The sequence below is a fragment of the Janthinobacterium sp. SUN100 genome (assembly GCF_030397705.1).
Lineage (GTDB): Bacteria > Pseudomonadota > Gammaproteobacteria > Burkholderiales > Burkholderiaceae_D > Janthinobacterium > Janthinobacterium kumbetense.
In genome coordinates this window covers 195342-219567 of record NZ_JAPUBU010000008.1, presented here as the reverse complement: position 1 = coordinate 219567, position 24226 = coordinate 195342, and the positions used below count along the sequence as shown (strand labels likewise).

Below are 24226 nucleotides of genomic sequence, written 5' to 3'. Positions count from 1 at the left end.
GCTCGCATAAATAGCTCTTCACCCAGTCGATAGCCGCGCGCCCGTGCTTACTTGGTTTCCGCAAACAGTTCGCGGCCTATCAGCATGCGGCGGATTTCGCTGGTCCCGGCGCCGATTTCGTACAGCTTGGCATCGCGCCACAGGCGGCCGGCAGGGAATTCGTTGATGTAGCCGTTGCCGCCCAGGGCCTGGATCGCTTCGCCCGCCATCCACGTCGCCTTCTCCGCACTATACAGAATGGCGCCGGCCGCATCCTTGCGCAACTGGCGCACGGCTTCCGGCGTGGTGGCGCGGTCGCACGCCTGGCCCACGGCATACACATATGCCTTGCACGCCATCATGGTCGAATACATATCGGCCAGTTTGCCCTGCATCAATTGGAATTCGCCGATGGGCTGGCCGAATTGCTTGCGGTCATGTACGTAAGGCACGACCAGGTCCATGCAAGCCTGCATGATGCCCAGCGGGCCGCCGGACAGCACGGTGCGCTCGAAGTCGAGGCCCGACATCAGCACGTTGACGCCCTTGCCCAGGCCTCCCAGCACGTTTTCGGCCGGCACTTCGCAATCCTGGAACACCAGTTCGCCCGTGTGCGAGCCGCGCATGCCCAGCTTGTCGAGCTTTTGCGCGATGGAAAAGCCCTTGAAATTCTTTTCGATCAGGAACGCCGTCATGCCGCGCGGACCCGCTTCCAGGTCGTTTTTCGCGTACACCACCAGCACGTCCGCATCGGGGCCGTTGGTGATCCACATCTTGGTGCCGTTCAAGACCCAGCGGTCGCCCTTGAAGTCGGCGCGCAGCTTCATGCTGACGACGTCCGAACCCGCGTTCGGTTCCGACATGGCCAGCGCGCCGATGTGTTCGCCCGTGATCAGCTTTGGCAGGTACTTGGCCTTTTGTTCAGCCGTGCCGTTGCGCTTGATCTGGTTCACGCACAGGTTCGAGTGGGCGCCGTAGGACAGGCCGACGGAAGCCGAGGCGCGCGAAATCTCTTCCATGGCGATGATGTGCGCCAGGTAACCCATGCCGGCGCCACCGTACTCTTCGCTGACGGTAATGCCGAGCAGGCCCATATCGCCCATCTTGCGCCACAGGTCCATGGGGAACTGGTCGGTGCGGTCGATCTCGGCCGCGCGCGGCGCGATTTCGGCGGCGGCAAATTGTTGGATCGCTTCGCGCAGCGAGGCGATGTCTTCGCCGTGGTCAAAGGTCAAGCCTGGGAGATGGAGCATGTCGTCCTCGTCGTTATAAGTGTGGCGGTCATGGATGCCGGGTCAGTGAAGCTATGATACTCAGTTGTGACGTTTACGTAAACGTAAAGCGATGCGCGCGCGGCCTGCGCCGCCGCATCGCTGCCTAGCTGGTTTGCGCCTTATCCAGGTTCAAGTCCGCCAGCATGTGCGCGCAAGCGTCTTCATGCGCGCTGATTTCCGCCAGTGCCATTTCGATATCGATGCGCTGCTGTTCCAGGGTTTGCCGGTGTTGCGCCAGCACGCCCAGGAAGCGGTCCATCTGCGCGCGCGTGTCCTTCGGCGACTCGTACATGTCGACCAGGCTCTTGATCTCCGACAGCGCCAGGCCCAGGCGCTTGCCGCGGAGGGTCAGTTTCAATCGGGTGCGGTCGCGCGGCGTGTAGACGCGGCTGCGCCCGCCCGCGCCTTCGCGTTTCGGACTGAGCAAGCCCTGGTCTTCATAGAAACGGATGGCGCGCGCCGTGATGTCGAATTCCCGCGCCAGTTCGGTAATGGTATAGGTCGTCATTGCTGCGGGCGGTGTCGGTTGCATGGGTGGTCGGTCGCTGGATGGGTGCTGCAGGGTAATGGGGGGCAAAGTGCCGTTTACGTCAACGTCAATACTATTGTAGCGTGCCCTGCCCGTGCTGCAACAAAGAAAAAAGAGGACGTGGACAGGGGAATTTGGCGAATAAGGCAACAGTTACTGAAAATAAATTGATTCTTCTGGCGCAAACGCGCTTAAGATCGAGAGTTGGTGGCCAAGATGACACCAAAAAGAGCTTTCCTGGCATAACAGCGACATTCTTTTCGCTGCGATGGCAGTAAAATTTTTCGGGCGCAGATTCTTTCCAACCGGCACGATCAAAAAACAACGTTTCACTCTGAGCACGTTGTTCGAATCGTTTCCATGTTGGAAACAAAATGGCCCTTCTGAAAACTTTGTCTACAAGAAATTGTATGACATGGGCATTGCGTACATCGGTAGAGGAGGGCATTATCCGATACCGTACGTTGTAATGCCAAACCGAGGCTTTGAATCGTGCTGCAGTGCGAAAATCAAGGCCAGCCGCGAATTTGACCCGAAGCCACGCAGAATCACAAGAGAAAATTCGGCCCACTTTTCTACCCGGAAAGCCCGGCCGGAGTGTTAATTGTTAATTGATGCTCTTTTCAAATGTAACATTCTGTATGGTCATTCAAGAAACTGACTTTCATGTTACAACATGAAATAGTACACCTATGAATTCTTCTAACGAACGCGAAAGCTTCAGCCAGCGACTTCAGTTGGCTCTCAAAAACGCCCATTATTCTCCAGACAGCCCGACCAGACTGGCCCGGGAATTCAATATCCGTTTCGACGGGCGCCCGATTACCGTGCATGCAGCTAGGAAATGGTTAGTAGGTGAAGCAATTCCGACGCAAGAGAAATTGCGCATGATTGCCCAATGGTTGGGCGTTCCGGCGGAATGGTTGCGTTTTGGCGGCCCGGAAAGCGCCACGCCGAATGGCGAAGCGGGCAGCGCTTTGTCGCGGTTTGAGTCCGCCGATGTGAAATTAATTGCCGATTTGCAAAGATTGGATGAACATCATCGTCAAATCGCGCGAGAATTTATTCGCATGCTGGTCAGAGTCAACTACCAAAAGTAAGCATTCAGGCCATCCCCGGCCGGCGCCGTCCGCCTTTCGCTGGCGGCGCTCTTCCTGTCCTTTTATTTGCGCAACGTCATACTGGAGACATGATTTTGTCGCACAATAAGACCTCGCATGTTGCGCTGCAGCGGAATTATTTGACAATAATCCCGCGCGCAGCGGCGCAGCGGCCAATACCAGCGCATAATCACATCAGAAGCAGCCAGTTCATCCACTACGGAGCCGAGCATTTGAGCCGTCTTATGAAAAGTAACTACAGCAATACCGCGCAGCTGAAGGACTTGATGACCGTGCCCCCCATGACTGCCGCGCAACATGCGGAAGTGATGCGCAAACGGATCGCCCACCGCAGGATGGTTGAAGAAGCCAGGGATTTGAAGCAGGCCAGTGCCCACCAGTTCGACAAGCGGTGAGGGATGCCTGACCAAAGCTGCTGCGCGTCGGCATAGGTAGTTTGCGATGCTCACCGGCTCGGCGCCCCCGTACTAAAGTACGGTTGCATTTCTCGGCCGCAAATCACTGCCGCTCGCTACGCTTTTGTCAGGCATCGTGACGTGCGTAGTTGGTGATGTAGTCTGTTAGTTTGTTGTTGACTGGTCTGAGGCTTTCAAACCATTCCAGCGCGGCGCCAGGCTGTGCTCGATGCCCAGCAGGTCGATGACGCGCGCTACCGTATGGTCGACCATCTCCGCAATGCTTTGCGGGTGGTGATAAAAGCTGGGTAGTGGGGGGAAGATGATGCCGCCCATTTCCGTCACGGCCGTCATATTGCGCAGGTGCGCCAGGTTGAACGGCGTTTCGCGCACCATCAGGATCAGGCGGCGGCGCTCCTTGAGCACCACATCGGCTGCCCGCGTGATCAAATTATCCGACAGGCCATGGGCCACGGCCGCCAGGGTCTTCATCGAGCACGGCGCGACGACCATGCCATCCGATTGAAACGAGCCGCTGGCGATGCTTGCGCCGATGTCGCGCAGCTTGTGCACCACGTGCGCCTGCGCTTCGATGTCCTTGCGCCCCACGCCCGTTTCCTGGTGCAGGGTCAATACGGCTGCATCCGACAAGACCAGATGCGTCTCGACGCCGGGGATGGCGCCGAGCAATTGCAGCAGCCGCAAGCCATACACGGCGCCCGTGGCGCCCGTGATGGCCACGACGATACGGCGCGGCCGCTGCTGTTGACTATCAGGCATCGAGCAGGGACTTCAGTTCGCCCGATTCAAACATTTCATTCATGATATCGGAACCACCGATGAACTCGCCTTTGACATACAGCTGCGGAATGGTTGGCCAGTTCGAGTAATCCTTGATGCCTTGGCGCACTTCCGGGTCATCCAGCACGTTGACGGTAGCGATGTTTTCCACGCCGCATGCTTTCAGGATCTGGATGGCGCGGCCGGAAAAGCCGCACTGCGGGAACTGGGCCGTGCCCTTCATGAACAGCACGACTGGCGTGTTCGTCACGGTTTCTTTGATCCAGGTTTGTACGTCGCTCATAGCTGCCTCTGATGGGTAAATAAATAGATGCCGTCATTTTATAAGAAAACGCCGGCACGGGTATGCGCTCAAGTCATAAATCGGGCAAGTCAGCCACGTTGACGCTTATAACTGTTTGCCCAAGCACACCGATTGTGCCGCGCCCACGTATTTGCCCCAGGCAACGACGGGTGCATAGCCGTGTTTGGCATAAAACGCCACGGCGCGGGTATTCGCCACGCGGGTGGACAGGTGCAGCCGCGCATAGCCGAAGCAGCGCGCCTGCGCCTCCACATGGGCCAGCAGGGCCGCGCCCAGGCCACCTTGGCCGGGGCGCGCATACATGCGCTTGAGTTCTGCCGTGGAGCTGTCCGGCCCGCCCAGCGGGCGCAGGGCGGCGCAGCCCAGCAGTTCACCGGCGCCATCGCGGGCAATATAAAAACCGCCGCGCGGCGTGGCCGCCTCGGCATCGAAGGAAGAACGGCCGCTGTCGCCATTGATGCGCAGCAATGCTTCCGACAATTCGTCGAGCAGCAGCTGCGCATCCGGGCCGGCCGCGTCCGCCGCCAGGATGACAAGGTCCTGCCCGGCGGCCACGAACTTAACCGCGCAGCTTGGCGAACGCGGCGGCCATGCTGCCGGCCGGTTCCGGCGCGTTGCGCGACTGCGACTGGTGCTGCGCCATGCTGCGGCGGTCGTTGCGGTCGCCACGTTGCTCCGGCTTGCTGCCCGCCTGCGGCGCGCTATCCGTCAAACGCATGGTCAGCGCGATGCGCTTGCGCTTCTCGTCGACTTCCAGCACTTTGACGCGCACGACTTGTCCCGCCTTGACCACCGTGTGCGGGTCCTTGACGAAGGTGTTCGACAGGGCCGAGATGTGCACGAGGCCATCCTGGTGCACGCCGATGTCGACGAAGGCGCCAAAGGCGGCCACGTTGGTGACCACGCCCTCGAGAATCATGTCCGGACGCAAGTCGCGGATTTCTTCCACGCCTTCCTTGAAGGTGGCCGTCGTAAATTCCGGACGCGGATCGCGGCCCGGTTTTTCCAGTTCCTTCAAGATATCGGAAATGGTCGGCACGCCGAAGGTTTCATCCGCATACTTGGCGGGGCTGAGTGTTTTCAGCAGCGCCGTTTCGCCGATGACAGCCTTGATATCCTTCTTGATATCGGCCAGGATCTTTTCCACCAGCGGGTACGATTCCGGGTGGACGGCCGAGGCGTCCAGCGGATTTTCGCCGCCCATCACGCGCAAAAAGCCCGCTGCCTGTTCGTAGGTCTTGTCGCCCAGGCGCGGCACGGCTTTCAGCGCCGCGCGCGAGGCGAACGCGCCCTTCATGTCGCGGTAGGTGACGATGCTTTGCGCCACGCTGGCCGACAGGCCGGAGACGCGCGCCAGCAGCGGCGCCGACGCCGTGTTCACGTCCACGCCCACGGCGTTCACGCAATCTTCCACCACGGCATCGAGCGAACGGGCCAGTTGGCTTTGACTCACGTCATGCTGGTACTGGCCCACGCCGATCGATTTCGGGTCGATTTTCACCAGTTCGGCCAGCGGGTCTTGCAGACGGCGGGCGATGGAGACGGCGCCGCGCAGGGACACATCCATGTCCGGCAACTCTTTCGAGGCGAACTCGGACGCCGAATACACCGACGCGCCCGCTTCCGAGACGACGATCTTCGTCATCTTCGCTTCCGGATGCTGCTTGATCAAATCCTGCGCCAGCTTGTCCGTCTCGCGCGAGGCGGTGCCGTTGCCGATGGAAATCAGGGACACATTGTGCTTGGCGGCAAGACGGCCCAAGGTATGCAAGGAACCATCCCAGTCGTTCTTCGGCTGGTGCGGGTAGATCACGGCCGTGTCGACCACTTTACCGGTGGCATCGACCACGGCGACCTTGACGCCCGTGCGCAAGCCAGGGTCCAGGCCCATGGTGGCGCGCTGACCGGCGGGCGCGGCCAGCAGCAGCGCTTTCAGGTTGGTGGCGAAGACGTTGATGGCGTCGAGTTCCGAGCGTTCGCGCAGCGCGCCCATCAGTTCCGTTTCCAGATGCATGAAGCTTTTCACGCGCCAGGTCCAGCGCGCCGTATCGGCCAGCCATTTGTCGGCCGGACGGCCCTGTTGCTTGATGCCGAAGCGGGCGGCGATGCGGCCTTCGCACGGGTTGTGCGGCGCATCCCATTTCGGTTTTTCCGCCTCCGTATCCAGGCGCAGGGTGACGTCGAGGATGCCCTCGCGGCGGCCGCGCAGCAGCGCCAGCGCGCGGTGCGATGGCACTGTGGAAATGGTTTCCGAGTAATCGAAATAATCGGCGAATTTTTCGCCTTCGTCCTGCTTGCCTTCCACCACTTTCGATTCGACGATGCCGTGTTCCTGCACGTATTCGCGCAAGGTTTGCAGCAGGGTTGCATCTTCGGCGAAACGCTCCATCAGGATCTGGCGCGCGCCGTCGAGGGCCGCCTTGGTGTCCGCCACGCCCGGGTTGTTGCCGTCGGCACTCGTGAACGCTTCGCGCAGGAACTTGCCCGCTTCCATTTCCGGCGTCAGTTCCGGATTGTCCAGCAAGCCGTCGGCCAGCGGCATCAAGCCCGCTTCGATGGCGATCTGCGCCTTCGTGCGGCGCTTTTGCTTGTATGGCAGATACAAGTCTTCCAGGCGCGTCTTGTCTTCCGCGTGCATGACGGCGTCCAGCAGCTCGGGCGTCATCTTGTTCTGTTCCGTGATCGAGGCCACGATGGCGGCGCGCCGCTCTTCCAGCTCGCGCAGGTAGCGCAAGCGCTCTTCGAGCAGACGCAGCTGGATATCGTCGAGGCCGCCGGTCGCTTCCTTGCGGTAACGGGCGATGAAGGGCACGGTGGCGCCTTCGTCGAGCAGTTCGATGGCGGCGGCAACCTGCACCGGTTTGGCGGCAAGTTCAAGGGCAAGACGTTGTTCGATAGTGGGCAGCATGGTTGTTTCCAGAGCGATCAAGCCTGGAATGATACGCAATCGGCGCGATTGCGCAATCTTGACAGCGCAAATGGACTGTGCGTTGACAACAGCTAACGGGGTGGCAGCAGCGGGGCCGGCAGCAGCGGGCTGGCGGGCGTCGGCGGCGGCGGGCGCTGCGGCGTGACGGATTTGCCAAAGGCATTGCCCATGCGGTGTTCGAGGGCGGCGCGGTTGTACAGGCCCAGCTGGTTCGACGGGCGCTGCATGATCGCTTCCGCGCCGGACAGGGCGGGCGGCTGCCGGTTCACGGTGTTGCTATCTGGCAATAATTTTTCATTCAAGCAAGACATCGATTGCGCGCGCTTGCCATTGACTTCCACTTCCACGCAACCCTTCTCCGGCGCGGCCGCCTTCACGACGACGGTGTGCTCGTCCGCCTGCGCGGGCAGGGCGGCGCAGGCCAGCAGCAATAGTGATAACAGGCGTGCCATGGTGGCTCCCGCAGTGGTGGATCAGGCGTTCAGCATAGCAAGATCATATGTCGCGGCGATGACACAGGCCGGCATGCGGGCCGATGCCATGTCATGCAGTTGTCATTTTATGAAGCTACCATCTTGCCATTCTGCAGACAACATTGCAGTCAAGACACTTCATGAGCAGGATTTTTCGTTGATTCCCCTGGAAAATGACACTAAGCCACCGCCGCGCCGCAACGGGCAATGCCCTGTCCGCCTGCTTGCTGATGACATTCATGACATTGATGACATTCGTGCGGCCGGCTGCGGGTGCGGACGGTGCTGACGCCAGCGCGCACTCGACCCTGCGCTTCGACTTGCCCGCCCAGCCGCTCGATGCGGCCCTGGTGGCGTTCGGCGAAGTGACCGGGTATTCCGTGCTCGTCAGCAGCCAGCTGGCGGCCGGTCGCGTGGCAGCGCCCGTGCGCGGCGACTACACGCCGGCCGAAGCGCTGCAGCGCTTGCTGGCAGGCACGCAGCTGGGCGCGCGCTTCAGCGGCAGCAACGCGTTTACCTTGCTGGCGCTGGCCGACGTCCCCGTGGCGCCGGCGCCCGTGCCAGCCGAGGCCGCCCCTGCCGCGCTACCGTTGCAAGGCTATGCGGCCATCCTGCAGCGCTCGCTCACGCGCGCCCTGTGCCGCTTGCATCCGGACGCCTTCGGCCGCTACCGCCTGGCTTTCCAGCTGTGGCTTGACGAGCGGGGCAAGGTGCGCGCCGTACACGTGCTGGAACCGAGCGGCGTGGAACAGCGCGACCGCGCCGTGCTGCAGCGTTTGCGCAGCCTGCTGATGGATGGCGCGCCACCGGCGGGCTTGCCGCAGCCGCTGACGATTTTATTGACGCCGCGGCCCGATCCGGATGCCGACTGCGCGCCCTACCTGCTGGCCGGGGCGCCCTGACCATGCCGGAATTGCTCAAAACCACCTTGCGCAAGCTGTTCCTGGAACGCTACGGACAGTTTCGCCGCCACTTGCAGCGCCGCCTGGGCTCGGAAGACCTGGCCAATGACGCGCTGCATGAAACGTATCTGCGGGTCGAACGGATGAATGCGCCCGAGGCCATCAGCTACCCGTCCGCCTACTTGATGCGCATCGCCATCAACATTGCGGAAGATCAACGCCGCGACAATGCGCGCCTGCTCAGCTTGCCGGATATCGACGACCTGTACGAGATGGCCGACGAGCTGGCCGACCCGGCCCGCACCTTCAGCGCGCGCGCCGAACTGGAAGAACTGGAACGGGCCTTGCAGGAGTTGCCGAAACGCCGGCGCGCCATCGTCATCGCCGCCCGCGTCGACCAGTTGCCGCACCGCGATATCGCCGAGCGCTTCGGCATTTCCGCCCGCACGGTAGAGAAGGAATTGCGCGCCGGCCTGGAACATTGCTGCGAGCGCATGGGACGCGATTTCATTCAGCGCTTCGGTCCCGGCGCGGGAAAAACGTCTAAACATCATGACTGAACAAGCGGAAGACGACATGAGTGTCATCCAGAAGGAAGCGCAGGCGTGGGTCGTGCGCCTGGCCTCGGGCCAGGTCAGCGAGCGCGATGCGCAAGTGTTTCGCCACTGGTGCGCGCGCAGCCGCAAGCATGCCAACGCGTTTGCCGAGGCGCGCGCCGTGTGGGGCGCCATGGCGCCGGCCGCGCGCGCCGTCAAGCGGGCGCAGGCGCCTGTCAACACGGCGCGGCGCGCCTGGCTCGGCGGCGCCGTGGCCGCCTCGCTGGGCTTGCTGGTGCTGCGCCCGCCCATGGACCTGTGGCCGGCCGTCGCGGGTCTTGCCGCCGACTACGCCACGGGCACGGGCGAACAGCGCGAAGTGGCGCTCGATGGCGGCGTGCTGGTGCAGATGAATACGCAGACGCGCCTCGACGCGGCGCCCGTGCAGGACGGCGCCGCGGCGCTGGTGCTGCTGGCGGGCGAGGCGGAATTCCAGGCCGGCTTGCGCGGCGCGGCGCGCGTGCGCGTGCAGGCGGGCGACGGCACCGTGTCGGCCGGCAGCGCCCGTTTCAATATCCGCCTGTTCGGCCAGGAAGTGTGCGTGACGTGCCTGGCGGGCCGCCTGCGCGTGGCGCAGGCCGGCAACGATGCGGAACTGGCGGCCGGCCAGCAGCTGCGCTACCGGCCCGAGCATTTCGGCATCGCCCGCGCGGTGGCCAGGGGCGACGTCAGCGCGTGGCGCCAGCGCTTGCTGGTGTTCAAGCAAAGCACCCTGGCCGAGGTGGTGGACGAGGTGAACCGCTACCGTCCCGGCAAGCTGATCCTCAATGGCGACGCCTTGAAACTCACGCGCGTGCAAGCGAGCTTTTCGCTCGACCGTCTCGACGACGTGATCGCCCTGATCCAGGACGCGTATGGCGCGCGCGTGACGCGGCTGCCGGGCGGCATCGTGCTGTTTGGCTAGCGATGCACGCCGATGGCATGCCGCCAATTATGACATTTTCATGACCTTTTGCAGTCCCGGACCTTGTTCCCTGTCAATGCTGCTGGAAGCCGCGAATCAGTGCCTGCCGCCCGCCCCGTGCGTGCCGCGCGCCGCCTCGCGATATCGGTCAGCAACGGAACATGAAAAGGGAATGTCGCCATGCAGCGAAGCAAGTCGGTCACGAAACACGCATCCTCCTCCGCCATGGCGGGCAACCGCAGCGGGCGCCCGGTGCGCCTGAAACCGCTGGCGCTGGCCATCGCCGTGCTGCTGCAGGCAGGCGGCGCGCAGGCGCAGCAGCCGTTCAGCGGCGCCTGGTTTGCCGGCAAGGGTGCGCAGCAGGGCACGGCCGCGGCCACGGGACGCTTGCCGAATGGCCAGGCCATCCTCGGGACGGACAATAAGCAGGCGCAGCAGCAAAAAGCCAATGCCCAGCTGCAAAGTTCGCTGAACAATCTGCAACTGGCGGCGCGCGCCATCGCCGTGCAGCAGGCGGCCCAGCAGGCGGCGCGCCAGGCGGCCATCGCCGCCGGCTCGAAGGTGCCGGAAGGCCTGGCCGAAGGCGGCTTGAAAGTCGACAGCAACAGCCTGACGGCGGGCTGGTTCAATGCGAACGGCCCCACGCAGGCGCAGGCCGACGGCAAGACCGTCGTGACCGTCAAGCAGACGGCCGACAAGGCGATCCTGAACTGGGAAACGTTTAATATCGGCCAGAATACCACCCTGCAATTTGACCAGTTGGCGAACTGGTCCGTACTCAACCGCGTCAACGATCCGCTGGCCCGTCCCAGCCAGGTCCGCGGCCAGATCAAGGCCGACGGCACGGTCATGCTGGTCAACCGCAACGGCATCGTGTTTACGGGCAGCAGCCAGGTCGACACGCGCAGCCTGGTGGCCGCCGCCGTGGGCATGAGCGACAGTCAATTCAAGAAGGGCATCTACAGCGAAACGCAGGGCACGGGCTTCAAGCCCACGCTGGCCAATGACCTGGCGCTCAACGGCAGCGTGGTCACGCACGCCAACGCCACGGCCGACGTGGTGGTGCAGGCCGGCGCGCAGATCAGCACGCGCAAGCCGCAGACGGTGACGGAAGGCGGCGGCTATGTGCTGCTGGCCGGGCGCGAAGTGCATAACGGCGGCAGCCTGTCGGCGCCGAATGGGCAAGTCACGCTGGCCGCCGGCGACAGCTTCGTCATCCGCAAGGGGCTGGGGACGGACGCCAACCAGACTTCGAGCACCCGTGGCAACGAGGTCGACGTCAAGTTCAACGCGCAAAGCGGTGCCGGCAAGGTGACGAATGCGGGCCTGGTGCAGGCGCTGACCGGCGACGTCACCCTGACGGGCCGCGACGTGAAGCAGGCCGGCGTGTTGCTCAGCAGCACCAGCGTGACGACGCGCGGCACCGTGCACCTGAAGGCCGACGGCAGCGAAGGCCTGGTCACGCTGGCTCCTGACAGCCTCACCACGGTGCTGCTCGACGACAGCGGCGCCACCGCGCTGGATGTGCAGCGCGACGCGCTCATCAAGGATTCGGCGCTGCTCAGCGACGGCGCCTATAACCGCCGCGACCTGTCGCTGATCCAGATTGCCTCCGGCGGCGATATCGCCTTCGACAGCGGCTCGCTGACCCTGGCCACCGGCGGCCAGGTCAATGCGCTGGCCACGCGCCGCACGCAAGTGGCGCGCGGCGCCGCCATCGACGTCTCCGGCGCCGTCGGCGTGAACGTGGCGATGGCTTCGAACAATGTGCTGATCAATGCGCAGGGCAACGAGCAGCGCGACGCGCCGGGCAACCGCGACAGCAAGGCCCTCAACAGCACCGACCTGTGGGTCGACCGGCGCGACCTGGTACGGGTCGCGGCCGGCACCAACGGCTATCCGACTGACCGCTGGTACACGGGCGGCGGCTTGCTCGAAGTGAGCGGCTATCTGAACACCAGCGGCCACGGCATCGGCGAATGGGCGGCGCAGGGCGGCACGGTGGCCTTCCAGGGCGGCGAACTGGTGACCCAGGCCGGCTCTAAGCTCAACGTGTCCGGCGGTACTTTCGACGTCCAGACGGGCATGATTCGCCAGAGCTGGCTCAGCGGCAAGGATGGCCAGCTGTACCGGCTGTCGACGGCGCCCGGCGACGTGCTGTATACGGGCGTCTACCAAGGCTACGCCGCGCACCACCAGCGCTGGGGCGCGGAAACGACGGAAAATTTCGCCAATCCCCTGATCGGCGCCCAGCAACGGCTGGAAAACGGCTATACCGTGGGCCGCGATGCGGGCCGCGTGGTGGTGGGAACCACATCGGCCGTGCTCGAAGGCGCGATCGAATCGAGCGTATTCCAGGGCGAGCGCCAGCAGGATGCGCGCGACGCCACCCTCGACAGCTACCGCCAGTCGCAGTTGGCCGCCGCCCGCAGCGGCCAGCTGGTGCTGGGCCAGCTGGCGCCCGTGTATGACGCCGCCAGCGCGCAGCTGCGCGACAATCCCGCGGCGCTGCTGAAGGCCATCCACATCGGCGCCGGCGGCGCCAGCGCCGGCAATCTCCTGCGCGAAGATGCGCTGCCCGAGAATCTGGTCGGCAAGACCTACCTGGACGCCGGCTGGCTCAACGCACAACACCTGGGCGGCATCAAGGCCTATGCCGGCAGCGCCATCGAGGTCGACACGGCGGTGCAGGTCACGCCGGGCGGCGAAATCGCGCTGCATGCGCCCCAGGTCAAGGTCAACGCCGGGCTGACGGCGCGCGGCGGCAGCATTGCGCTGGGCGACATCGTCAGCAAGCCGACCACCGGCACCACCGCCTGGCTCGATACGCCGGTCGCCACGCCGGCGGCCGGAGCAAAGGTGGGCATCGAGGTGACGGCCGGCGTGACGCTCGACACGCGCGGCCTGTGGAGCCAGCTCAAGCTGGATCCGGCCAACACGTCCGGCTTGCCCTATGTCAACGGCGGCGCGGTGGCGCTGGTCAGCAGCGGCACCGTCAACCTGGCGGCCGGCAGCGTGATCGACACGTCCTCGGGCGCGGCCGTGCTGGCCGACGGCAAGCTGAAGGGCGGACGCGGCGGCGACATCAGCTTGCGCTCGAATCAGAACGATCCCAACGGCGTCAAGTCGGAGACGCTGGTGCTCGATGGCGAACTGCGTGGCTACGGCGTCAACGGCGGCGGCACGCTGACCATCGACAGCGGCACCGGCGTGGCGCTGGGCGGCGGCGTGCTGGCCGGCAATGGTGTGTTGCTTGCAGGCCAGTCCGTCCCCGTGCACCTGACCTTGGCGGAAGCGTTCACCATCAAGGCCGGCACCGTGCTCGATGCCGATTTCAGCTACGTGAGTACGCTGGTCCCTGCCGGCCAGCCCTTGCTGGACTTGCCGGATTTCAGCGCGGCGCGTCCCTACACCCTGCCGGTCGCCTGGGTGGTGCCGCCCGCCTCGATCAGCTATGAATTCATCTTCATCACCGACAGCAAAGGCATCGTCTACACCAGCGGCATGACCGTGCCGGCCGGCGTCACGCTCACGGGCGTGCGCGGCAAGCTCGGTTCCGGCTACCTGGTGCCGGCCAACGCCTTCCCGAACGGCATGCCGGTGCCCGCTTTCAACGCCAGGGTGGCCGCCGGTACCGCGTTCGTGGCTGACGTGACCTTGCAGGCGGGCGAGCGCTTGCTGGCCGGCAACCGTGCGCCGAAGGACCTGGTGGTCAAGCCGCTGCTGGTGCTGGACAATGAGATGTTCCAGCGCGGCTTCGCGCACTACAACATCAACGGTCAGCAGGGCGTGCAGGTGGCGCAGGGCGCCACCATCGACGTCACCATGCCATTGCTGCGCGCCGACCTGGCGCTGGCGGCGCAATTGCCGACCGGCACCGATTCCGCCGCCGTCCTGCAACCGTGGCTGGCCCCGCTATGGCAGGAAAATGCCGTGAAAGGCGTGCTCAAGCAACGCGCCGGCGCCGATATCGCGCTGTCGGGCGGCACCCGCAACGCCAAGGCGCCGGTGGTGGTGGGCCAGGGCGCCACGCTGCGCGTGGATGACGGCAAGAGCATCAGCCTGACCGGCAATGGCCAGATCACCGTGGAAGGCACATTGAGCGCGGCCGGCGGCCGCATTTCCGTGTTGCCGGGCATGCTGGTCACCGGTGGCGAGATCAACCGTCCAGACGGCAGCGCCAATGCCCAGTCGATCTGGATCGGCGAGCGTGCGGTACTCGACGTGGCCGGACGCGCGGCCACCGCCACCGACGCCCAGGGCGGCGTGTATGGCCATGTGGGCGCCGGCGGCACCATCGAGATCGGCGCCAGGCATAACCTCGACGCCACCCAAGTCGAGGCGGCCGACGCCTTTGTCATCGTGCGCCCCGGCGCACGCCTGGAAGCATCCGGCGCCGCCGCCTTGCTCGACCTGCCCGGTCAGGGCAGCGTGCAGGTGGCCAGCGACGGCGGCAGCATCGCGCTGAGCTCCTTCCGCGGCTTGTTGCTTGACGGCACCATGCATGCGGCAGCGGGCGGGACAGGCGCGGCCGGCGGCACCTTGGCGCTCAACCTGGAAGCGCCGAACTACGGCATCGTCGGCAAGCTCGACTTGAAGGGCCTGGGCGTGGAAGACGCGGTGCGCGTGCCGCGCGAGCTGGTGCTGTCGCGCCTGCAGGGCGAAAGCAGCCTGGCCGCCGACCTGCAGGTGGGCGACAGCGATCCGGCATTGCGCTATGGCGTGGCCCGCCTCGGTGCGGACCGCGTGGCCGCCGGCGGCTTCGACCACCTGGCCTTGCTGTCGAACGGCTTGATCAGCTTTGATGGCAACCTCGACCTGTCGATGGGGCAGAGCCTGCGCCTGACGTCCAGCGCATTGGCCCTGGCCGGGGATGCCGGCGGCGCCAGCGCGCAAGTCAAGCTGGCGGCGCCCTACATCCGCCTGGCCGGCACCAGCCGCACCCAGAGCGACGACCACCTGATGCCCAATCCGGTGCGCGGCTCCGGCAACGGCGGCGTCGGCAGCGGCAAACTGGGCGTGCCCAACGTGGACGACCACGCCAGTCTGACGCTGAATGCCGCGATGATCGACCTCGCCAATGCCGTCAATGTCGGCAGCAACGGCGTGATCGGGCAAAACGCCGCCGCCGACCTGGAAGTCAAGCGCGATGCCTTTGGCGAGCTGGCGCTGCGTTCGAGCGGCGACATCCGCATGCGCACGGCGGCCGCGCTGTACACGCCCGGCAACCTGACCCTGGCGGGCGCGCAAATCTATCCGGTGAGCGGCGCCACCGGCAAGGTGGAGGTGGGCAAACGTAACGTGATCAACGAATTCGGGCAATTGGCGACCGAGTTCGATCCGGCCCGCAAGCTGACCATCGAGCGCAGCGGCGACCCTGCCGCGCCGTTGCCGGCCCTGCCCTACTCGGTGTTCGGCTCGCTTGAACTGAGTGCCGGCACGGTGAACCAGGGTGGCGTGGTGCGCGCGCCGCTGGGAAAAATCACGCTGGGCCAGAATACGAATGGCGCAGTGACCGGCTACACCAATCTGCTGCCTGGCAGTGTGACGTCGGTCAGCGCCAACGGCCTCGTGATGCCGTACGGCGGCTCGCTCGATGGCCTGAGCTACATGATGGACGGCGTCGACGTCGCGTACAAGGGCGTGGGCAATGACCCGGCCGTCGTGCTCACCGGCAAACACGTCGATGTGCGCGCCGGCGCCGTGCTCGACCTGTCAGGCGGCGGCACCCTGACCGGCGCGGCCTTCCTGGCCGGACGCGGCGGCTCGACGGACGCCCGCCTCAACCCGCTGGTGCAGACGTCCGGCAAAGGCAGCTTCGTGCTGCCGGGCCTGGCCACGAATCCCGTCTACGCCATCGTTCCGGGCGCGCAGCCGGGCTATGCGCCCATCGTGGCCGAGAATGGCGCCGGCGATCCGGCGCTGGGCCGCCAGATCACCGTCGGCGCCGGCGTGCCCGGCCTGGCCGCCGGCACCTATACCTTGCTGCCGTCGAGCTTTGCGCTGCTGCCCGGCGCGTTCCGGGTGGAGCTGAACGGCCTGGCTGCCGGCGGCTTGCCCGTCGGGTCGGCCACGGCCATGCGCAACGGCTCGTTTGCTACCGCCGTGCAGCTGGGCACCAGCAATACCGACCGGCGCGCGGCGCTGCCATCGCAGGCGGTATTGACGCCGGCCGACGTGCTGCGCAGCTATTCGCAATACAATGAAACGAGCTACGGCGCATTCGCGCTGGCGCAGGCGGTGCGCGACGGCGTGCCGCGGCCGCTGCTCGAACGCGACGCCAAGGCGCTGCACATCGAACTGGTGCAGTCGAATGCGGGTGCTGGCGGCACGGGCGTGATGCAAGATGCGCTGCGCTTTGCCGGCACGACCAACTACACGCCAGGCAAGGACGGTTTCGGCGGCAGCGCGCTGCTGCTGGGCGGCTCCGGCAAGAACTACGAAATCATCGGCGGCGCCAGCGCGCCCACCGTCGACTTCAAGGGCATGGCGGTGCGGGTCGACGCCCTGAACGCCATCGGCGCCCCGCGCCTGGGCATCGGCGCTTTGCCTACCGTCAACTACAGCAGCACCAACGGCAACCAGCAAGCCAATATCGCCCAGTTCCAGGGCGGCGTCGATAACATCGTGGTGCGCGACGGCGCCGTGCTCAAGGCTGGCGAAGTATTCCTGGTGACCAATAGCAAGGCTGGCGGCATCGTCATCGAACAGGGGGGCGGCATCAATACCCTGGGCCGTGGCGCCGCCGCCTGGGATTCCAGCAACGGCTATGTGTATGCGCCGGGCAAGTCCAGCGTGCTGGCCGTGTCGAATGGCCGGCTGGACATGCTGGCGCCCGGCGTGAGCACTGATCCGCGATCCGGGCCGGGCCGCATCGACATCGGCGCCTGCGCGGCGGGCGCCGTGTGCAGCGGCAGCACGCCGCTGTATTCGGAAGGCAGCATCGTCGCCGCCACCGACCAGAGCTTCAACCTGCGCGACGCCACCACCTATGGCACCCGCAACCTGGTGCTGGCTGTGGGCGGCATCAATGTGGGCAGCGCGGCGTCGCTGGCCGCCATGGCCGCGCGCGACGCGTTGCCGGCCGGACTGACCCTGAACCAGGGCATCCTCGACCGCCTGCTGCGCGGCGACGCCAGCGCGGGCGCGCCGGCGCTGGAAAGCCTGGCGCTGACGGCGCGCGACGCCATCAATTTCTATGACAGCGTCGAATTGTCGACCATCAACGCGAGCACGGGCAAATCGTCGCTGGAGCGGCTGGTGATCGGCACCCCCGCGATCTACGGCTCCGGCGGCAGCGACGCCGTGGCGCGCATCAAGACCGATGTGCTGGTATGGAACGGCGCCACGACGGCGCCGGGCCTGGTCGCCAGCGGCGGCGCCGGCGGCGGCAGCGGACGCCTGCAGGTCGACGCCCGCCAGGTCGAGTTCGGCTATGGCCCGAACAGCCGGCCCGACACCATCCACGGCATGGACCGCCTGATCCTCGGTTTTGCCGATGTCGCCATCAATGCCAGCGAGCGCATCACGGCCAACCACGCGGGCTCGCTGTCGGTGTACCAGTCGCAAAGCGGCTGGGATGCGGACAGCAAGGGCTATCTGCGCAGCGGCGGCAACCTGGCGCTGAACACGGCGCTGCTCACGGGCGCCGCCGGCTCCGTCAACAAGATCAAGGCGGGCGGCGACATTCACGTCGCCAGGCCGTCCGGCGCGGCCGCCACCGTCCCGGGCGCGGCCGCGCTGGCCGGCGCACTGGGCGCCGAAGTGGCGCTGGACGGGCGCAGCGTGACGCTCGACACGGCAGTGCTGTTGCCAAGCGGAAAGCTCAGTGTGTCCGCTGAGCAAGACGTGGTGCTGGGCGACGGTGCCCGGCTTGACCTGGCCGGGCGCAAGATCGATTTCAACGGCGTGCCCAAGTACAGCTGGGGCGGCGACGTGGTGCTCGACAGCCGCCACGGCGACGTGCGCCAGGCGGCCGCTTCCACCATCGATTTCTCGGCCGTCTCCAATCGCGCCGGCAAGCTCACCGCCACCGCGCTGGACGCGCAGGCGGGCAGCGTGGCGTTGCTGGGCAGCATCACCGGCGGCAGCAGCGGCCACTACGACGCGGGCGGCACCGATGTGCCGTTCGCGGCGGGTGGCCTCGACGTGCGCGGCCAGCATATCGAGGATTTCAAGGGCTTGAACCAGCGCCTGAGCAAGGGCGGCGTGTTCGGCAGCCGCAGCTTCCAGCTCAAGCAGGGCGACCTAGTGCTGGAGAATGAATTGAAGGCGCGCGAAATCACGGTGTCGGTGGATGGCGGCCGTCTGGCCGTCAACGGCACCGTCGACGCCAGCGGCGAGCAGGTGGGCAGCATCCGCCTGGCTGCGCGCGACGGCGTCAGCGTGGCCGGCAGCGCGCTGCTCGACGCCCACGGCAGCGTGCTGCGGGTCGACAGCTACGGCCAGGTGATCGAGGCGCCCAACCGCGCCGTGATCGACATCGATGCCGGCAGCGGCCGTCTGGTGCTCGATACCGGCGCGCGCATGGACTTGCGTGCCGGCACGGCCGGCAAGCCCGAGCGCATCGCCTCGCTGGGCACGCTGGAACTGAGCGCCCGGCGCCTCGGCGGCGCCACCGGCAACGACGTTGCCATCGATGCGGCCGGTCCGCTGGCCATCGACGGCGCCCGCGCCATCACGGTCAACGGTTTCTGGTCGTACACGGACGCCCGCCCGGGCACGGAAACGACGGCCGACGGCCGCCCTTACCAGATCATCGACCAGGCTTACCTGGACCGCAAGCACGACGATAGCATCGATTTCATGAAGGGCGCCCTGGCCAACGACGGGCTGATGAACGGCCGCCTGTCCGGCCTGCGCAACTACAAGGACGCCTTCCACCTGCGTCCGGGCGTGGCCATCCTCAGCGCCACGCCGGACGGCGACCTGCATGTCGATGGCGACATCAACCTGTCGGGCCACCGCTACGCCAGCGTCAATCCGCACACGCAGAAGACCGGCGTGGCCGGCTCCGGCGAAGCGGGCGCGCTGGTGCTGCGCGCCGGCGGCAACCTGAACGTCTTCGGCAGCATCAATGACGGCTTCGATGGCAAGGCCTTGCCGGTCACGCCGGACGACAAGGGCTGGATGCTGGCCAAGGGCCGGGTGCCGTTCGGCGCCGACGTCATCGTGCCGCATGGCGAGTTGGTCACGCTGGCCGACGACACCTTCTTCCAGTCCGGCCGCACCCTGAACTACGACTTGCCGATGAAACCGATGAGTTTGCGGGCGGGCACGGCGCTGCCGTCGCAAGCGACCTTGACGGCCGACGTGGAATTGCCGGCCGGCACGGTGCTGGGCGGCGCCGTGCGCAATGCCGCCGGCGCCGTCGTGTATGCGGCCGGCACCGTGCTGGCGAAGGCGGTCAAGCTGGGCAGCGGCACGCGGCTCGACGCCGGCACCCGCTTGCCTGTGGGAATGTCCGTGGCGGCCATGACCTGGCCCGGCGGCGTGCCGCTGCCGTACCCGGTGGGCGCCGTCAGGGACACGCCGAGCCCCGACTACGACGGTGACGGCTTCCCCGATACGCCCGCCAATGGCGTGGCGCTGGCCGGCGAACTGAAGCTGCGCAAGGGCGCGCTGGTGCCGAGCGAAACCTGGGTGCGGCTGCCTGACGGCGCCGATTCGGTGGCCCTGCGTCCGGCCGATGCCGACGGCAACCAGGGCCGCAACTGGGCGTTGGCGCCGATGCTGGCCAGCGGTTCGCAGTCGTGGTCGTTGCGCCTGGTGGCCGGTGCCGACATGCAGGCGGCCGATACCCGCGCGCTGCGCCCCATGGGCGACAACCGCAGTCTGCTGCTGGCCGATCACCACTACGGCGCGGTCCTGGGACTCAGCTTGCCGAAGGTGGCGGCGCCGCCGATCGACGGCGTGGCGGGCAATTTCTACTGGATGGGCGACTCGGAACTGTATGTCGGCTATCCCGCCGGCACGCAGGTCAATCTCGCCGAATTTGAGAGCGTGGAAGCTCTGCTGGCGTACAACCAGTGGAACGTGGGCGACCTGGTGACGTGGCTGCCCGAAGGCGCCAGTTTCCCCATGGTAGCGCTGCCTGCGCGGCAACAGCTGTTCAGCGTGCTGCGTACCGGCACGGGCGACCTCGACCTGCTGGCCGGCGGCAACTTCAGCCAGAATTCGCCGTACGGCGTGTACACGGCCGGTACCCAGGCGGCCAATGTGGCGGCGGCTTACCGGCTGCCGCGCGCGGCCGATCGCAAGGGTTCCATCCTCGGCCCCGATGGCGACGCCTTCAAGCCCTACGTCGACGGTGGCGCGCAAAGCCTGTACCAGGCCTGGTATCCCGAGCATGGCGGCAATGTGCTGGTGCGCGCCCAGGGTGACGTCACCGGCGACCTGGTGGGTGGCGGCTACAGCACGGAGCGTCGCCCCGACGACGTGGGCTATTTGCGTCCGCAGCAGGACAGCAGCGCCGTCGGCACCTGGCTGTGGCGCCAGGGCACCGGCAGCGCGGTCGCCCAGGGCGATGGCGTGCCCACCGCCTGGTGGATCAACTTTGGCAGTTATGTCGCTGGCGGTCTCGGCACGAACTACCTGTACGAGACCCAGCCCGTGATGACCGGCTTTACCGGCATCGGTACCCTGGGCGGCGGCAATCTTGTACTCGAGGCGGGCAGGGCCGCCGGCATGCTGTCGCCGCGCACCGATCGGGGCGCCAAATTCGTCACGCGCAGCCAGGGCCTGAACCTGGCGGTGGCCAGCACCGGCCGGGTATCGGCCGACGGTTCCGCGCTTACTCTGACCGGTGGTGGCGACCTCGACGTGCGCATTGGCGGCGGCCTCAATCCGGTGGCCGAAGTGCGTTCGTTTGCCGACACGACCGACGAGATCACGCCGGATACCCGTTTTTCCGGCACGCGTGGCGACCTCAATAGCACCTTCGTCAACCTGCGCGGCGCCTTGCGCATGGAGGCGGGATCGGTGGGCGGCATCGAGCTGCGTTTCGACATGGGCGACAGCCAGGAGTCGCGTGCCCATCAGGTCTACACGGCCACCTCGTCCATCGCGGGCGGCGGGCCGGTGGTGGTGCCGGGCGACTCCGGCGTGCGCATCGATGCGCGCGGCGACCTGGTGCTGGGCGGCGTAGGCGACGCCGGCCGCGTCACCCAGATCAACAACGGCACGCCGTTCACCGCGAAGGGCGTGGCGCAGGACGGCGAGGGCTACAGCTGGTTCTCGCTGTGGACGCCGTCGACCGCCATCGACCTGTTCAGCGCGGGCGGCAACCTGACGCCATCCACGGCCTGGAGCGACGACCGCGCCAGCGGCAATCAGGCTTCCAGCGGCGGGCGTTTCGTGATGCCGTCGCAATTGCGCGCGGTGGCCGCCAGCGGCAGCCTGTATGTCGGCAACTCCGCCCAAGGGGCGAGGGATATGGACACCAGCACCAATGCGCCGGCGCGGCCGGCCACCGGCCTGCTGCTGGCGCCATCGCCGGTCGATGCGCATTTCACCCGCCGCACGCCGGGGCAGCTGGAATTGCTGGCCGCCGATTCGATCTACGCCGGCGCCTATACGGTGACGGCGTCGGGCGCCGATCCGACCGCGCTGCCGAGCCCGTTCAATCCGGGTTTCGCGGGCGTTTCCGGCACCACCGCGTATGGCGACACGTACACGCATAACGTCAACCAGGAGGCACAGGCGCCCAGCATGCTGTTCGCGTCGCGCGAAGCGGGCGCTTCACCGCAGCGTTATCCGCTGTTCACGCTGACGCCGCCCACCGCCTCGGGCTACGCGGTGCAAGACCAACTGCCGGCGCGCTACTACGCGCTGGCGGGCGACATCGTCGGCTTGCGCACCGGTTCCATCATTACGCGCGGCGGCGGCAAGTCGGCCAGCCACAGCACCTGGTACGAGGGCGCCGGTCCCGTCGATATCCGGGCCGGACGCGATATCGTCAACTCCGGCACGGCGCTGGGGCTGGTCGAAGCGACGCCACAGGGACTGCTGGGCTGGACTTCGGAGATCGCGTACGCCAACCCGTCGCTGCCGCTGCGGCCGACGGAAAACTTTGTCGGTTCGGCGCGCGGCAATCTGATACTGCACAACAATCCAGACGAGGTGTCGGTGGTGCGTGCCGGCCGCGACATTCGCTATAGCACGTTCTACGTGGGCGGTCCGGGCACGCTGGAAGTGACGGCCGGGCGCGATATCGACATGGCCGACAAGGCCGAGCTGAAGAGTATCGGGGCGGTGACGCATATCACGCCTGGCGACCGTAGCAGCGGCGCCAGCATCGCGGTGGCGGCCGGGGTCGGGGCGTACGGTCCCAACTATGACGCCTTTGCCGCGCGCTATCTCGACGCTGCCAACCTGATCGACCCAGGCAAGCCGCTGGCCGACCAGCCCGGCAAGGCGGTGGCCGTGTATGGCGGGCGCCTGGGCCTGGCCGACTGGTTGCGCGCGGAATTCGGCTACAGCGGCGACGCGGCGGGCGCGCCCGCCTTCCTGGCGGCGCGTCAAGGCGAGCTCGACAAGTCTCTCCAGGCCAGCAGCAGCGGCGCCAGGCGTGACCTGCAGCGCGAATACGGCCTGTCGAGCCAGCTGCATCTGGTCAACTGGCTGGAAACCCGCTACGGCGCCGGCCAGCGCAACAGCGCCGGGCTGACCTTCGATGCCGGCAGCATGGACGCGCGCAAGTTTTTCGCGGCCTTGCCGGCCGAGCAGCAGCGCGTCTTCCTGCGCAACGTCTATTTCGCCGAACTCAAGGCTGGCGGGCGCGAGTACACGGCTGCCGGCGGCGTGCGCGAAGGCAGCTATCTGCGCGGCCGCGAAGCCATCGCCACGCTGTTCCCGAGCAAGGATGCGCAGGGCAAGCCCGTGACCTATGCAGGTGACCTGACCATGTTCAGCGGCGCCACCTACTATCTGGACGGCACTTCAGGCGGCAGCACCAAGCGGCCGCGCAAGGGCGTCAATTACCTGACGCGCCAGCAATATGTGCTGGGGGGCGACATCCACGCCCCCGTGTTCGACCTGGCCGATGCCGGCATCCACACCGATTTCGGCGGCAACATCGACATCCTGACCCCGGGCGGGCGCACCCTGGTGGGCGTCGATGGCGGCTTCGTGCCGGGCGAAGGCTCGGGCGTGCTGACGCAGGGCGCCGGTGAAATCCAGATCTACGCCCGCGACAGCATCCTGCTGGGCCAGAGCCGCATCTTCACCACCTTCGGCGGCAACATCCTGGCCTGGTCGGCGCAGGGCGACATCAATGCGGGCCGCGGCTCCAAGTCCACCGTGGTGTTTGCGCCGCAGCGCCGGGTCTACGACGACATCGGCATGGTGACCTTGTCGCCGACCACGCCGAACACGGGCGCCGGCATCGCCACCCTGAACCCGATCCCGGAGGTGCCGTCCGGCGACATCGACCTGATCGCCCCGCTGGGCAGCATCGACGCGGGCGAGGCGGGCATCCGCGTCTCGGGCAACGTCAACCTGGCGGCCTTGCAGGTGGTCAACGCGGAAAACATCCAGGTGCAGGGCAAGGCCACGGGCATGCCGGCCATCGCCGCCGTGAACGTGGGTGCGCTCAGCAATGCCAGCGCGGCCGCCTCGCAAGCCGTGACGGCGGCGCAGGACGTGCTGCAGCGCGAACGGGCGGCCACGCGCCAGGCGCAGCCGTCGCTGTTCACGGTGAAGGTGCTGGGCTTTGGCAACGAGCAGGCGGACGAAGCCGGTGTTGGCAAGCACACGGGCGGCGAACCGCAGGCGTCCAGCTACCAGCCGGCCGGCGTGGTGCAGGTGCTGGGGGCGGGGCCGTTGACGGCGCCGCAGCTGCAGGCGCTCACGCCGAACGAGCGGCGCGGTTTGCAGCCTTGAGCGGAGTTTTATGAACATTTGATGACATTCGGCAGTCGCCGCGCGCGGCGGCTGTCTAGGCATCAGTAGATCAGCATTAGCAACAAAAATACGCCGGCCCAGCGCCGCAACACAGGGCAACCGTTTGATTTTAAGGTG

Annotated in this window: 14 protein-coding genes; 6 read left to right on the top strand and 8 right to left on the bottom strand. The window is 66.3% G+C overall.

Annotation, left to right across the window (positions count from 1 at the left end):
• Positions 1-47: 47 nt before the first annotated feature.
• The 3 genes from O0881_RS28980 to O0881_RS28970 all read right to left on the bottom strand — a co-directional run bounded on the left by O0881_RS28980 (position 48) and on the right by O0881_RS28970 (position 2230).
• On the bottom strand, positions 48-1232 hold the full coding sequence (locus tag O0881_RS28980) for an isovaleryl-CoA dehydrogenase (RefSeq protein WP_077398251.1): 1185 nt from the start codon (positions 1230-1232) through the stop codon (positions 48-50).
• Positions 1233-1356: 124 nt separating this feature from the next.
• A complete protein-coding gene (locus tag O0881_RS28975) occupies positions 1357-1761 on the bottom strand; it encodes a MerR family DNA-binding transcriptional regulator (RefSeq protein ID WP_289914085.1) in 405 nt (134 codons plus the stop codon).
• 94 nt (positions 1762-1855) lie between these two features.
• Entirely contained in the window at positions 1856-2230 is a 375-nt protein-coding gene (locus O0881_RS28970; protein WP_289914071.1) for a hypothetical protein, read from the bottom strand.
• 244 nt (positions 2231-2474) lie between these two features.
• On the opposite strand from O0881_RS28970, the gene O0881_RS28965 reads away from it, so the two are divergent.
• A complete protein-coding gene (locus O0881_RS28965) occupies positions 2475-2882 on the top strand; it encodes a hypothetical protein (protein ID WP_034753756.1) in 408 nt (135 codons plus the stop codon).
• A gap of 89 nt (positions 2883-2971) precedes the next feature.
• Positions 2972-3298, top strand: coding sequence for a hypothetical protein (locus tag O0881_RS28960; RefSeq protein WP_099666061.1), 327 nt, complete (start codon positions 2972-2974; stop codon positions 3296-3298).
• Positions 3299-3463: 165 nt separating this feature from the next.
• Here the strand turns inward: O0881_RS28960 and O0881_RS28955 are convergent, their stop codons facing one another.
• The 5 genes from O0881_RS28955 to O0881_RS28935 form a co-directional block, all read right to left on the bottom strand.
• Positions 3464-4078, bottom strand: a complete 615-nt coding sequence (locus O0881_RS28955) for a UbiX family flavin prenyltransferase (protein ID WP_289914070.1) — start codon at positions 4076-4078, stop codon at positions 3464-3466.
• A complete protein-coding gene (gene grxD / locus O0881_RS28950) occupies positions 4071-4382 on the bottom strand; it encodes a Grx4 family monothiol glutaredoxin (protein ID WP_034753766.1) in 312 nt (103 codons plus the stop codon). Before grxD ends, O0881_RS28955 begins: the two co-directional genes overlap by 8 nt.
• Positions 4383-4487: 105 nt before the next feature.
• The gene (locus O0881_RS28945) at positions 4488-4958 is read right to left on the bottom strand and encodes a GNAT family N-acetyltransferase (protein WP_289914069.1); all 471 of its coding nucleotides are present in this window, start codon (positions 4956-4958) and stop codon (positions 4488-4490) included.
• 4 nt (positions 4959-4962) lie between these two features.
• On the bottom strand, positions 4963-7311 hold the full coding sequence (locus tag O0881_RS28940) for a Tex family protein (protein WP_289914068.1): 2349 nt from the start codon (positions 7309-7311) through the stop codon (positions 4963-4965).
• Positions 7312-7403: 92 nt separating this feature from the next.
• Entirely contained in the window at positions 7404-7784 is a 381-nt protein-coding gene (locus tag O0881_RS28935) for a hypothetical protein (protein ID WP_289914067.1), read from the bottom strand.
• A gap of 260 nt (positions 7785-8044) precedes the next feature.
• On the opposite strand from O0881_RS28935, the gene O0881_RS28930 reads away from it, so the two are divergent.
• From O0881_RS28930 to O0881_RS28915, 4 genes are all read left to right on the top strand, one after another.
• Positions 8045-8707 carry a secretin and TonB N-terminal domain-containing protein gene (locus tag O0881_RS28930; RefSeq protein WP_289914066.1) on the top strand — a complete coding sequence of 221 codons (663 nt, stop codon included), beginning with the start codon at positions 8045-8047 and terminating at the stop codon, positions 8705-8707.
• 2 nt (positions 8708-8709) lie between these two features.
• Entirely contained in the window at positions 8710-9267 is a 558-nt protein-coding gene (locus O0881_RS28925) for an RNA polymerase sigma factor (RefSeq protein WP_035823145.1), read from the top strand.
• Positions 9260-10207, top strand: coding sequence for a FecR domain-containing protein (locus O0881_RS28920; protein WP_099666066.1), 948 nt, complete (start codon positions 9260-9262; stop codon positions 10205-10207). Before O0881_RS28925 ends, O0881_RS28920 begins: the two co-directional genes overlap by 8 nt.
• A 180-nt stretch (positions 10208-10387) precedes the next feature.
• Positions 10388-24088, top strand: a complete 13701-nt coding sequence (locus O0881_RS28915) for a filamentous haemagglutinin family protein (RefSeq protein ID WP_289914065.1) — start codon at positions 10388-10390, stop codon at positions 24086-24088.
• The last annotated feature ends 138 nt before the right edge of the window (positions 24089-24226 follow it).

Coding starts and splice junctions, on each gene's coding strand:
- O0881_RS28980 (WP_077398251.1), bottom strand. CDS start 1,232: ATGCTCCATCTCCCAGGCTTGACCTTTGACCACGGCGAAGACATCGCC.
- O0881_RS28955 (WP_289914070.1), bottom strand. CDS start 4,078: ATGCCTGATAGTCAACAGCAGCGGCCGCGCCGTATCGTCGTGGCCATC.
- grxD (WP_034753766.1), bottom strand. CDS start 4,382: ATGAGCGACGTACAAACCTGGATCAAAGAAACCGTGACGAACACGCCA.
- O0881_RS28930 (WP_289914066.1), top strand. CDS start 8,045: ATGACATTGATGACATTCGTGCGGCCGGCTGCGGGTGCGGACGGTGCT.
- O0881_RS28925 (WP_035823145.1), top strand. CDS start 8,710: ATGCCGGAATTGCTCAAAACCACCTTGCGCAAGCTGTTCCTGGAACGC.
- O0881_RS28965 (WP_034753756.1), top strand. CDS start 2,475: ATGAATTCTTCTAACGAACGCGAAAGCTTCAGCCAGCGACTTCAGTTG.
- O0881_RS28960 (WP_099666061.1), top strand. CDS start 2,972: ATGATTTTGTCGCACAATAAGACCTCGCATGTTGCGCTGCAGCGGAAT.
- O0881_RS28975 (WP_289914085.1), bottom strand. CDS start 1,761: ATGACGACCTATACCATTACCGAACTGGCGCGGGAATTCGACATCACG.
- O0881_RS28920 (WP_099666066.1), top strand. CDS start 9,260: ATGACTGAACAAGCGGAAGACGACATGAGTGTCATCCAGAAGGAAGCG.
- O0881_RS28915 (WP_289914065.1), top strand. CDS start 10,388: ATGCAGCGAAGCAAGTCGGTCACGAAACACGCATCCTCCTCCGCCATG.
- O0881_RS28970 (WP_289914071.1), bottom strand. CDS start 2,230: ATGCCCTCCTCTACCGATGTACGCAATGCCCATGTCATACAATTTCTT.
- O0881_RS28935 (WP_289914067.1), bottom strand. CDS start 7,784: ATGGCACGCCTGTTATCACTATTGCTGCTGGCCTGCGCCGCCCTGCCC.
- O0881_RS28940 (WP_289914068.1), bottom strand. CDS start 7,311: ATGCTGCCCACTATCGAACAACGTCTTGCCCTTGAACTTGCCGCCAAA.